A 13306-nucleotide genomic window follows, 5' to 3' on the forward strand; every position below is an offset into this window, starting at 1 on the left:
CCCTAACCCCTACCCCCTAACCCCTCTAAAGTGTTGGATATACTAACTGACCGGGTACAATTCGTTGAGTACCATCTATAATCACCGTGTCACTAGGCTGAAGTGTACCCCGTACAAGAACACGCTTTTCCTGGGTGTGCAATACTTCGACATTGTGCTGTTCGACACGATAAGACTTTGTTCCATCTGGTGATTTTTCTGCTTTTAAGGCGTAACAAGACCACAAACCACGCTCTCCACGTACCAATGCCGTAATTGGCACCCAGTACCCTTTTTCTCTGACTGTTTGTGGAATTGTCAACCGTGCAATTTGTCCGGGTGCTACTGACTGCGCTCTCGATCCTTCTAATGTCAACACTACAGTGCGAGTACGAGTGGTGAGGTTCACTTCTGGCAAAATTGATGAAACTTTACTTTGGTATGTTTTTTGTCCTATTTGCACTTTCTGCTTGCTTTCCAGTTGAATTTGTGGTATCAACTGCACGGGGACACCAATCTCGACTTCTGGTTTAGTGTTTTCTACCAAGCGCACCACTGCTTGACCTGCATTGACAACAGTGCCTTCATCTAGGCGACGTGCGGCAATCATCCCGGAGAAAGGAGCTTTGATTGTACTCTTGGCAATCTTAATTTTTATTTGAGCAATGCTAGCATCTAATTGTTTGACAACTGCCTGTTGTGCAGCTATCTGTTCTTTGCGCGTCCCTGCTAGTAACTCATTTAATTCACTGCGGGCGGCTGCCAACCGCTCTAATAAAACATTTGCACTGGAGGCAACTTCTTCATACTGCTCTCTGGAAATTGCTCCTTGAGTGTATAAATCTTTTCTTCGAGCGTGCTTGATTTCTTCTAGTTTTAACTGTTGTTCTATTTGTTTGACTTGGGCGCGAGCAACAGCTATTTTCTCTGCTCGCGGTCCGGCTTTGAGTTCCTCAAGAACAGCAACAGCCTGGGCTTTGCGAGCAAGTAATTCTTGAACTTGAGTTTCTAGGTCGCTAGTATCGAGTTGCGCTAAGGGAGTTCCTGTAGTCACGCGATCGCCCCGATCGACTTTGAGCTTAACTACCTTTCCAGAAAGCTCAAAGCCTAACTCACTGACTCGCATCGCTGCAACTTCTCCCGTATACGCCTGCAACAATTGATAAGATGTGGCTGCCTCCACCTGTTGGGTTTTCACTGGAACAATATGTTTACGAGGTGTAATAGCGACATTTTTTGGCGTACTGGTAGAGTTTAACCCCACAAAAGCAAGACCTGAGACAGAAAGCACTAAAAGAGCGATCGCACTTACAGGGATGAATCGGCTTTTTTTCAACTTGAAACTTGGCACGATCTCAACTAAAGTGCCGTCATTTAACTGCAGTACCGTATCTTGTCCCTTATTTGACTCATTTTTCATAAAACTTACCTAAATAATAAATTTTGAGAATCTAATTTGCTGGGGTTTGGTTAAGTATTTGTTGAGCTTTCCCCATCTATTCCTATTGGGTATTAGCAAGCTGCAGTTGATAAGTATGTACAACAAAAATGAAAAAGAAGACTTTATGTAGTACTAGAGTATTAGTCTAGGATTTAAGCCAATTTTGAGATTAATAGACCACATGGGGTAGGGTGCGTGTCCTCGCCTGTCCATGCTATGGGACAGGCGAGGACGCTCCGCAGGAATTTATTTCTTGGAAATCCTAAAGAAACTTGTTTGCGTGAGATTAACAGACTACTGCTCTAAGCTAAAAAGGAAATCCTTTTCTAAAAACAACCTATGTTATGCAAATTTCGGAAACTTGAAACGATTTTCGAGAAAAAGTTTTTTCTCCAGTCGTCTGCCACATTAATTTTGAGGATTCTTATTTTTACGGATAGTTGACAAAAACACCATCTCTCTATCTAAAAAATCGCCTTAACACCTGCTCTATAACAATTCCAAGCATTGTAAAGCTTTGTAAATAAATGTCGTAATTAGTAAGATCTATTGTGAGTCTCTACTTAAGAATTACAAATGAAACATCGGCTTTGGGTTGGGCAAGCATGAGAAAATACCCTATATTTTCATGTAGACTTACATTATGCTGTCTTAGTTTCACTATCATAGAAATTCAAGAAACTATCTTGTTGTAAAGTGTGAGGAGAGTTCTAAAAAATGTATCAATTCTGTGTCAAATAATAAATTTTGATAACAGAGAAAAAAATAGAATTTAACAATGGTGTTATGGTTGTTCACAATTTCGTTTTAGAGCAAGGTCAACCTGGATGCATTCTACAGCCAGAAGAAGAATTGCAGTTTGCCAAATTATTCCTAGATCGTACCGGAATTGCTATTTTCTGGGTAGATCCACAAGCACGATTTCTTTACGTAAACCATTCAGCTTGTGTCACGACGGGCTATTCTCATGAGGAATTCTTCTCCATGACTGTAGATAAGCTGAATCCTCTCTTTTGTGGAGAAGCTTGGTCTAGTTATTGGAGAAAAATCAAACAACAGCGCTTTTTCACCTTTGAATCTCTACATTACACTAAAGAGGGCTGGGCTTTTCCAGTGGAGATTGCTGTTACCTATTTGAAATATTACGATAGGGAGTGTGCTTGTCTAATGGTTAGCAATATCACCAAAGAGCAACAAATAAAAACAGCTTCAGAGTATCACTCAAGCCATTCCAAAAAAACAATTTTGTTTGAAAAAAAAACCGAAACTTTGTTGAGTACAGTTGAAGAAACTGAGGTGTTAAGCAACAATCTCGAAGATTTGACCAACTCTGGAAACATAACTGTTGAAGCATTGGAGTTCAAAGTTCAAGAATGTAGTGCTAAATTAAATAATTTTAACGAGCTATTGAGTTACAAAATTAGCGATCGCAAACAGGTAGAGTCAGCATTGCAAGAAAGTGAAGAACGGTTTCGCGCCACATTCAATCAAGCGGCTGTCGGCTTAGCCCATGTGGGAACAGATGGACACTTTGTACTCGTTAACCAAAAGTTTTGTGACATTTTAGGTTATACATCAGAGGATCTGCTTGAGCGAAGTTGTCCGGCTATTACCCATCCTGAAGACCTTAAGACTGAATTAGAGTATGTTCGTCAAATATTAGCAAATGAAATCCAGACATACTCAATGGATAAGCGCTATATCTGTAAAAATTCTGCTTATGTTTGGATTCATACAACTGTGTCCCTTGTCCGAGACTCTTACGGATCTGCAAAATATTTTCTTGTTGTTACTGAAGATATTACAGAACGCAAGCGAATTGAAGAAGCACTATGCCAAAGCGAGGCTAGATTTCGCACTTTGGCAGAAATGACTAACGTCATCATATTTATTCAACAAGGGACACAGTTTTGTTATGTCAATCCAGCTGCGGAATATATAACAGGTTACAAAAGAGAAGAGTTATTGGCTCACACTGATATTTGGGAATTAATAAAAGAGCGCAGACAATTACATCGACAGCAGCAATCAGATTTAGTCCAATCTCAAGAAATCAAGCACTGCGAAGAAGAGATGAAGATTCTGACCAAAAACGGTGAAGAGCGTTGGTTAAATTGTAGTATTGGTACGATAGAGTTTGAAGGAAAGTTAGCTGTACTGGGAACAGCGATCGACATTACCAAGCACAAACAAGCGGAAGTAGACATTAGACAGGCTTTAGAACAAGAAAAAGAACTGAGCGAACTTCGAGCACGTTTTATCTCGATAGTTTCCCACGAATTTCGCACTCCATTGAATAATATTTCCTTTTCTACCAGCTCCTTGAGACGTTACGGTCACAAATGGACTGAGGAGGAAAAACTTGAGTATCTCTACGGGATTGAAACAGACGTTGAACAGCTCAACTCATTGCTGGATCAGGCTTTGTTTATTGGTGGAGCGGAAGCAGGAAAACGAAAGTTCGAGCCACAACCACTTGATGTGGTGCAATTGTGCCGTCACTTACTAGCAGAAATGCAAATGCAAAACAGCGGTGAGCACGTCTTTTCTTTTGTAAGTCAAAGTGAGTGTTTAACAGCTTGCGTAGATAAGAAACTGCTACAGCCCATTTTGACCAATTTGCTTTCAAATGCCATGAAATATTCCCCGTCAAACAGTCAAATTGATTTGCAATTGTCTTGCCAAAATGAGAACTTAATTTTTCAGATTAGCGACAAAGGAATTGGTATTCCACTAGCAGATCGACAACAATTGTTTGAGCCATTTCATCGAGCTAGTAATGTTGGGGAGATAGAAGGTACGGGGCTGGGGCTATCAATTGTCAAAAAATTTGTTGATTTACACGGGGGTGAAATTCGTGTGGACAGTACTGTTGGAGTAGGGACTACGTTTATTGTTACCTTGCCATTAATAAACCAACCGAAAACCCAGTAGCGATCGCCCTCTTAATTTCACTCGCTCAGCGGATACAGAGAAGATTATGAAAAAGATTCTAATCATTGAAAATGAGACAAGAACTCGCAATCTCTTTTTAAATAGTCTGAAAACAGATGGTTACAATGTCATTGGCGCTGAAAATGGTGTTGTTGGCGTTCAATTAGCAAAAGAGCATTTACCGGATTTGGTGATTTGTGACATTCAAATGCCCGAGCTTGATGGTTATGGCGTGCTGAAGGCACTCAGACAAGAACCTCTCACAGCAGTGATTCCCTTCATTTTTCTCACTGCTAAAGTTTCCAAAGCCGAACTGCGTCAGGGAATGGAACTCGGAGCTAATGACTATCTGACTAAACCCTGTAAAGTCGAGGAATTGCTGCGAGCGATCGCCATTCAACTGGAAAAACAAACTGTTCTCAAGCAGTGGTATTCTACTGAAAGTCAAACTGTTAAAGAGTCAGAGCCTGTTCAAGGTGCGATCGTACCAGACCCTCAATCAATTTTTCCTGATAACTTTCCGCAACTCAATCCAGTTTTCCAATTTATCGAAGAAAATTATAACAAACAAATTAACCTCAGTGATGTCGCTGAGGCAGTTGGTTATTCTACTGCTTATTTAACCAATTTAGTGAAACGTCAAACTAATAAAACAGTTTATAACTGGATTGTTGAGCGCCAGATGGTAGAAGCGCGTATGCTGCTTTTAAAGACTGATGAACCCGTCAATCAAATTGCGGCTAAGGTAGGTTATCCAGATGCAGGTCATTTCATTCGTCGGTTTCGCCAGATCTATTCCATATCTCCAAAACAGTGGAGAAACACACATCGTACACAGTTATAAACTCACAAAAGTATTGAAACACCCACTGCGCCAGTTGGAGTTGCAGTGGGTATTTCTAATTAGTTATTGATATTCTGCTTTGTTTTTGTCCTCAATAAATCAATAGCACCTAAATGGAAGACTCACGCTGGCTTTTCCATTTTTTCCGATAAGCAATTGCACTTAAAACCCCAATCATCAATAAACTCAATACAGAACTAGGTTCTGGTATTGATACCGCTCGAAGAGTGCCTAATAATTTAAGATTTATAACAACGAATCCATTGCCCTGAGTAATATTAGTATCGTCAACATCTTGGTCTTCGATGACTACTTGGACTCCACCACCAGCAGCAGCAACATCTTGTAAGAAAGCGTTAGCTAATGTGTCTGCAAATGGATCTAGCCCTACCACCTTCGTTGCCTTAATTGGGTCAGTAAAAGCGATATCAATATCGTCAGAAACTTGAGTGGTCGCGCCGTAATCAAGAACTGAGTAGAGATTAGAATACCCGAAATTAACTATTTTAGTTGTCCCGTAAGAGAGGAATACCTCAACATCATCTGGATTAGCTTTATATATTCTTTCTTCAATATTTGAATTGGGACTAGCGAACCAATCTTGACCGAGCTTATCTTCACCTAAATTCCACGTCTTGGTAAAACTACGGTCACTTTTTTGTCCTAAGCTAAACCCAAGATTACTGAACGCAATTCCGTTACTTGTTAGGAAGTTGCTTAATGTTGGGAAACCGGCAATTCCAGTGACGGTTGATGCTCTGGTAGCACCGCTTGGAGGCTGTTCGGGGCTTGCTTGCCGACCAGTCACGTAATAAGGAGCACCATTACCCGACGCATTTAAGCTGATATCTCTATGACCAAAGTCTAGGGCAGACGGATCTGGATTCAAGAAAGCTGAATACCCCTGGTTCTCAGACGGGTTGCCTAACAAACTGAGTGTGTAGGCAGAGTCCTTTGGTCGTGATGAAATATTTTGTAGTAGGTCAAAGTTGAAAGTAGCTGCCTGAACAGATAGAGGAGCACATACTGCGATGGTGGTGGTTAACCCAAAAAGTGTTGGAAGATGATAAGTACGCATAAAAGTTTTAACAAAGTTAGAAGAAATGCGATTGTTTTTACTTAACTATATGTAAAAATTGCTGCATTATATATGAAGTTCTGTTGCAAAAATATTTACAGAGCTTTACGCTTAAAAAGTTTTGCAACAGAACCTTTAACGTTCTTCCATCACTTTGGCTAAAGAAAATTTGGCGTTGCTTACAATAGGGATGAATCATTGAACCGCAAAGACGCGTTCGCGTTCGCGTTCGCGAAGCGTGCCGTCTTCGGCATAGCGTGTGCCTTGCACATAGCGTGCAGACGTTGGAGGCATAGGGCGCGAAGAGTTTAGATTTTTTCGTTTACAACAATTCAAAAATATCCCGCAATTATGCAACGCCGAAAATTTAAAACCTGATTTTTCAGTTAGTCCGCGCAGGCGGACTTTGTTTGCATAGACGCGATTTCCAATCGCGTCTATTATTCTCTAGCGCTTAGTGATAAAAGAGCGTTCATTAAACGGCTCGACGTAACTTAAGCGCAGTGAGCGCTCCACCAACCATCAGGATGGCTAGCGCACTGCTAGGTTCGGGAACCAAAGCAATATTCCTATCTCCTTGAACCTCCCCAATATTCAAACCTGCAATTGGAGTATCTGCTCCTGCAGCGACAAGAAAATCACTGAACTCTTGAGCTACCAACGCCGTGAAATTGAGCGTTACACTCTGATTTTGAAGATCGACCCTCACAGGAGCAGTTGGTACCAGAGTAAATACAGGTAAACCAGTATTTGCCTTATCTATAACATTTAGGTCAATAGCAGGCTGGGCAAATAGGTCTCCTATCTCCAGTTGCGGAGGAAGGGCAAGCTTAGTGGTGTCTACATTGAAAAAAATGCTGCCAGTTAAATCTACTGTTCCACCAAGGGGAATAAATTCTTGTGTGACATCATCATAACTAAAGGTAAAATTACTGGCTGGAGCATTAGAATCCGAACTGGCAGGGATGACATTAAAGGCATAGGTATAACCCGGAGCTGGCTCGGCTGTATTTTCTACCGAAGCCAATGATAAACCTAAAGACTGTAGTTGCTCAAGTGCGCTTGCATCAAGGTTGATGCTCTCTTTACCACCAACAAATTGATAGACCTTGGCTTCAGCCTTAACAGGTAGAGGTGCGTGTACGGCAATGGTAGCAGTTAGTCCAAGAAGTATTGAAAGTAGGTTATTACGCATATGGGTTCTTACAAGGTTTACAAATCGTGACAACTCAGATCTTGCACATGATTCATTAGAACAGAACAAGCGGTTTTGTCAAGCTAAAATCAAGACTTTTGTTGTATGATACGCGGAACTACACTTAAAACTCCGAACACCAATAATCCCAAGGCTGACGAAGGATCGGGCACAGTTTTACTCTTAACTACCCTCAGCTCTCCTGAAAAGGAAAGATTGAGGATTTCAAATCCATTGCTAACAGTATAGGAAACGTCAGAAGTCTCAAGTACGTCTTCAGACACTAATTGAACACTTCCACCACCAGCATTTACATCTTGTAAGAACGCGTCAGCCAAGCCTGATGCCAAGGGATCTAAGCTAGCTACTTTAAATGCTGGAACTGGGTCAAGCAAAAAGATGTTTAAATTGTCAACATAGTTATCACCTTGGTCGTTAACTGACACAAAGTATGTGTCTGAATATCCAAAACTGATGATCTTGGATGTTCCATAAGTTAAAGATAACTCTACATCATTTGGATTGGCTCGATAAATGCTTTCTCCAATAGTTGAATCTGAATTAACGAACCAATCTTGCCCAAATTTATCTTCACCTAAATTCCAAGTTTTGGTTAAGTCTTGACCACTTTTTGAACCAAAGCTAAAGCCAATGCTACTGAGTGGGATATTGTTGCTCTTTAGGTACTTGAAAAAGTTAGAGAAGCCTGTGATGTTTTCTAAACCTGCTGCACGAGTTGCACCACTAGGATCGGGGCTGTCTTGCCGTCCCGCTATGTAATAAGCGGTATTCCCTCTACTTAAGGCTCCTCCGAGACCTATATGACCTGAGTCTGGGGCATTGGGGTCTGCATTAGAAAAAGCGACATACCCCTCATTTTGAGACTGTTCTCCATCAAACTTGAGGACATCATTAGAATCTATAGGTCGTGCTGTAATATTGTTAAGTCGCGTATAGTCAAAAGTAGCAGCTTCAACAGTCATAGGCGTTAAGACCGCAATGGTTGCGGTTAATCCTAGAAGTAGATAAAGGGCAGACTTAAACATATTTTGAGAAAACTCCTATGAATCTATAAAACTAGGGTCAAAAGGAAGATAAGCGCTTTTTCGCTCTTCTGCAAACCTCTTAAAAAATTGTTGTTTTTACTAGGTCAGGGCTTACACAACTTCAATGGTCTTTTGGGTATTTCACGTTTTGTAGGTTCCCCATCCCCCTTAAAAAGCGAGGGGTTTTGCATAAGTTCTATAGGTATATATTTTTCCGTTATCTTTTGAGAGTATAACGGGTTGAAAACATAATTGCAATGGAGAATTTTCTGAAAAAATAGGATAATCTTTTGAAAGGATTAGCCATTTTTTCACTATTGCCTTGTAGTAGGAGTTTATAGCGGTTGGCAACATATATTGGTACAATCAATCTTCTAATACGCAGGTGGACTTTGTTTGTATAGTCCCAGAATTCTATTCTTGCAGGCTTTGGCAAATTCGGGATGCACCCTCTTTGACAGATTGATAGCGTTCTTCAGTTGTGTTATACAGATGGCACTCACTGATAATTCCCTTAACAAGCGACCATGAAAAATTAACCTCCCTGACAAAAGGTTTCCAATTTTGTTGAAGACTTTGATGAGCCATACGCAGGTTATAGAAAGGGATAGCAGCACAAACGTGATGGGGAATGTGATAGTTAATGTCATGACAGAAAAATTCAAACCAGCGAGGGTAGTTACATTGAATAGTTCCCCAAAGTTGAGCTTGGACAGCATTCCACTCAGTATTTTCCTTCCAAATGGTTTCAGGAGATGTATGGTGAAGCAGAGTAATTGTGCTAAACCAAAAATGGAACATCAGCCAAGGAGCTAGCCAAAACTTAATTAGTCCCCAAACTCCTGTAGTCAGAACAAGGGTAGGTAAGACAATCCCAGCAAAAGTTAGCGAGATCGCGATCGATAGCTTTACCTTGGAACGGTCTTTTATAGATAATTTAGATGCATCAAGAGTGATTTGATACCACCAACCTAGAACCGTGAGTAGCCACCAACATTCACCTTTCAGCCTCTGATAAATCCAACGAGTCATTGGTGGTAAGCTTTCATAAAGCTCCACTCTGAAGGGATGCCAATATGGATCTGCTTTTCCATTTGATATGTCTTGCAATTGCTGCAAACCTTCTCCTCCTAGCTTATTTGTATGAGCGTGGTGCTGATTGTGTTGAATCCGCCAATTGTAAAATGGGTAAAATACGGGAGTCATAAATAAGTGTCCCGCTAGATCGTTTACCCAAGGTTTTTTGGCAAACGTATAATGACCGCAATCATGACCTAACATAAAAAAACCAGTTAAAGCTATACCAGTCCAAGTCCATAGAAGTGGTAAGCAGTACCAGGGAAGAATGACCATCCCACAGTAACCCAAGACAATCAGCAGAAAACTAATGAATGCAGCAGTCCAAGCTTTCCAAGGATTCTTGTGGAAACATTCAGGGGGTATCGTTTTGACAACATCAGCTAGAGTAAAGTCTATCTTACTGAGAGCAATCTCTTGGTTCTGATGATTTATTGTTTGGTTTGGGCGATTGGTTCTCCCCAAATTCGATAAATCTTCAATTTGATAATTTTTGGTTTCCATTGTTAAATCTTCCTAACTAAGTTAATAACTACAGTTTTACCAATTTTCACGACTTGCTTTTCTTCAAAGAACATTTCAGTTATGTAGGACTTCTAAATCATTATGAACACTTTTCAGTCCTGTAGAGTAGGCAATGTCTGTCACAAGTTTCATGTAGTTGGCTTTAGCCTATCTACTTGTATTTCAATCAAAAAATAATAGATATTCATCCAGCGTGAGAAGTCAAAAGTACTTTTTTAGGTTGTCTCATTATCCGCTCTAAAAATATTGTCAAGCTGATTAACAACAAGCTAAATATAAAACGATCGCCGAACATTTTCATGATGATGGAGGAAAGTAAAGGTCCGGCGGTACATCCAATACTGTATATAGCTGTAAACAAAGCACTTCCAGAAGATAATTCATCTCTGGAAAGTTTTTCTCCAATGAGTGCCAATGATAGTGGGAAAATAGGAGTCAAACTAGCTCCGGTAATAAAGGTCAATAGTTGAACAACAACCAAGTCTTGGGTTAATGAAAGCGATAAAATAGACAAAATAACGACACATACACTTATTAGAAGAATGTTGATTTTGCCAAATCTATCTGCAAAATGTGTAATCGGAATCGTAGCGAGCAAACCTCCAATGACGAATATAGAAAAGGTATAGCCTATGCGATCTACACTGTAATTTTGTTGGAGAAGATACACTGGGTATAGAGAGACCAAAACAGATTCAGCAAAACCGAAAGCAAATGCACCTAAAAGAGGTACTGACAGTCTTTTAAAAATTCCGGTACGCGACGATGGTTGAAAAACGACAACCGTTTCAGGTATACCTATCAAGACGACTGCTATGCCACTGAAAATTAAAAGACTACCTAAAGAAAAAGCAAGTGTTGGTGAAAATTTATAGAAGACGGAAGCGATCGCAGGACCAATCCCGAATCCCAAGCTAAAGGTCAGAGCATACAAACCATTTGCGATCGCCCGATTGCTTTCACGACAAAAGTGGTTTAATCCTGTTTGTCCGCTGACAAAGTACAAACTACAAGCAATACCCATGACAGCCCGTATAACAAACCACAAAGAAATTTCCGTGGTCATGGTAAACAGAGGAGCAGTTAAACCCATGAGTGCCAAGCCAAACATCATAGTTCGCCGCAGCCCTATTCGAGGCAACATCTTTGCGACAACGGGAGTTCCCAAAGTGATGGCAAGATAGTACAGTGTAGAATTGGCACCTATCAACATTTCAGGAACTTGATGTTGAGACATAAGTGTTGAAATAAAAGGACTAAAAAGCCCCATAGATAGACCAGACAGGAACCCGATGATGTATAAGGCTGGTAATCCAGTGGAAAATGGAGAATTTGAAACCAATTTGGGCGCATAACCACTTGTTTCAGGGAACAACTCATTCAGGGGAATTGACAGCTCCTCTACAGCGGTTTGTGCGCCGTTTCTATGCTTGACTGTCGCTTCAACGCTTTTCTCGTATATTGCTGTAACCTGCTTAGACGATTGAGGCGATCTCGGAGTGTTTTGCACTATCCCTTGAGAGGATGGTTTAATCTTTGTAGGAGCGTCTTGTGGCGTTCCTCGATTGAAGGGAATGACTGTAGCCTCATCTTCTGGCGTTCCGCAATTGAAGGGAATAACTGTAGCCTCGTCTTCTGGCGTCCCCTGGTAGGGAAACCTAATTACCGTAGGTTCCTCACTACCGCGAAACCCATTCTGAAACCGATCGCTAGGCGGCAGTAATGGTGATTCCTTTTTTGAGGTTTTTAGAGCGTTTTGACCCTTTTTTGGCGCTGTAAGTCTCTCCTCGTAATAGTTCTCCATGGGGAAAGCGAGAGCTTCTAGCATAGCTTTCACCGCTTGCAAAAAACTATCTGGCCCACAAATATAAACTGTGCGTTCTTGAAAGTCAGGGGCTATGGCTTGCAGCATGGCTTCGGTGACTCTACCAGTCAAGCCCATCCAAACATCACCAGGTTCTGGCTGAGTCATGGTCATTGCCAGACGGAATTTAGGCATACGTGCTGCGATGAGCTCTAATTCCCGGCGGAAGATAATATCTCGGGGACTGCGGGTGCTATGGAAAAAGATAAGATCGGACTCGGCTGACAACGTATCGCTCACCCACCGAGTCATCGACATGATGGGGATGATACCGTTCCCAGATGAAATCATCAACAGTTTCTGCGACGGTTTGTCAACACAGGTAAAATCACCCATCGCACCGCCAATGAGTTTTACTGTACTGCCAATGGTGATGCGATCGTGCAACCAATTAGAAACCAGAGCCAGTTGTCTATTGCGGGAGTCAGTCGCCTGTCCGATACGCTTGACGGTAATTTCCAAGCTGTGGGGTCGTGAAGGGGTGGAGGAGATGAAGTAAGAGCCGAGAATCGGTTCTCCACTAATTTCCAACTCTAAGGTGATAAACTGTCCGGGCTTATAAGTCAACGGTACCGAGGACTCGGCTGCAAAGGAAAATGTCTTGATGTCTGTAGTTTCATCAACCACCCCCACACATCGAACAATCAACTCATCTTTTGTCCAATGGCGATCGCTATCTTGCACCCACCCTGGGTAATGGTTTGTTAACGAAGATGTCTCTACTGATTCAATGAGGATAACAAATCCCCCGACGCGGATAACATCGTTCTTTGACAAGATGTAACTCTGATTAGCTTGAACATCTTCATTGTTGATTCGGGAACCAATCTTACTGCACAGATCCGTAAAATAATAATCCCCATTTTGGTAGATAATTCTAGCGTGTATGCGACTGACCTCAGGGCTAACCAGAACTAAGTCACAGTTTAAGGCTCGCCCAATAGTACACTGTCCTTTACTGTTTGTTTCTGGTGTTAGATCTATGGGATGGATCTCACCTGTTTGGTAATTGAAAACTTTGACTTTTAGCATTTCCTAAATTTCCTTATTTAGGGACTTTATTGACTCTGGTAAAAAAAACGAGAATGAATATTTGCCTCAATAAACTTAGGTAAGTACTCCTGCTTAATTTTTTCTCAAAGCTCCATCAAAATCACTGGAATTCATTTGCATTCCAGAGTCCAAGTTATAAAAATTAAATCCTACTAAATACTATGGTGCAATTTATGGACTTCTATTAATTCATCAAGTCCAAATTCAAAGATTACGGAATTATTCAAAAAATGCACTTTATATTAGAATTGTCACTATTCTCATAAATAC

Annotated in this window: 8 protein-coding genes; 2 read left to right on the forward strand and 6 right to left on the reverse strand. The window is 41.0% G+C overall.

The window, feature by feature from the left end; all coding sequences use genetic code 11:
- Positions 1–25 precede the first annotated feature (25 nt).
- Entirely contained in the window at positions 26–1399 is a 1374-nt protein-coding gene (locus F7734_RS56850; protein ID WP_207714455.1) for an efflux RND transporter periplasmic adaptor subunit, read from the reverse strand.
- Between the two features lie 807 nt (positions 1400–2206).
- Between F7734_RS56850 and F7734_RS56855 the strand changes: the two genes are divergently transcribed.
- Positions 2207–4354 (forward strand): PAS domain-containing sensor histidine kinase, encoded by a 2148-nt coding sequence (locus F7734_RS56855; RefSeq protein WP_155752973.1) that lies wholly within the window; start codon positions 2207–2209, stop codon positions 4352–4354.
- Positions 4355–4400: 46 nt separating this feature from the next.
- Complete coding sequence (locus tag F7734_RS56860; RefSeq protein ID WP_155752974.1) at positions 4401–5198, forward strand: DNA-binding response regulator; 798 nt, start codon at positions 4401–4403, stop codon at positions 5196–5198.
- 109 nt (positions 5199–5307) lie between these two features.
- Here the strand turns inward: F7734_RS56860 and F7734_RS56865 are convergent, their stop codons facing one another.
- The 5 genes from F7734_RS56865 to F7734_RS56885 form a co-directional block, all read right to left on the reverse strand.
- Positions 5308–6276, reverse strand: a complete 969-nt coding sequence (locus F7734_RS56865; RefSeq protein ID WP_155752975.1) for a hypothetical protein — start codon at positions 6274–6276, stop codon at positions 5308–5310.
- A 475-nt stretch (positions 6277–6751) separates the two neighbouring features.
- Positions 6752–7471, reverse strand: a complete 720-nt coding sequence (locus F7734_RS56870; protein WP_155752976.1) for a PEP-CTERM sorting domain-containing protein — start codon at positions 7469–7471, stop codon at positions 6752–6754.
- Between the two features lie 89 nt (positions 7472–7560).
- The gene (locus tag F7734_RS56875; RefSeq protein WP_155752977.1) at positions 7561–8517 is read right to left on the reverse strand and encodes a PEP-CTERM sorting domain-containing protein; all 957 of its coding nucleotides are present in this window, start codon (positions 8515–8517) and stop codon (positions 7561–7563) included.
- Positions 8518–8931: 414 nt separating this feature from the next.
- Positions 8932–10098: a fatty acid desaturase gene (locus F7734_RS56880; protein ID WP_155752978.1), complete on the reverse strand. Its 1167-nt coding sequence runs from the start codon at positions 10096–10098 to the stop codon at positions 8932–8934.
- Positions 10099–10303: 205 nt separating this feature from the next.
- Positions 10304–13015, reverse strand: a complete 2712-nt coding sequence (locus tag F7734_RS56885; RefSeq protein ID WP_155752979.1) for an MFS transporter — start codon at positions 13013–13015, stop codon at positions 10304–10306.
- Between the last annotated feature and the right edge of the window lie 291 nt (positions 13016–13306).

The sequence above is a fragment of the Scytonema sp. UIC 10036 genome (assembly GCF_009725235.1).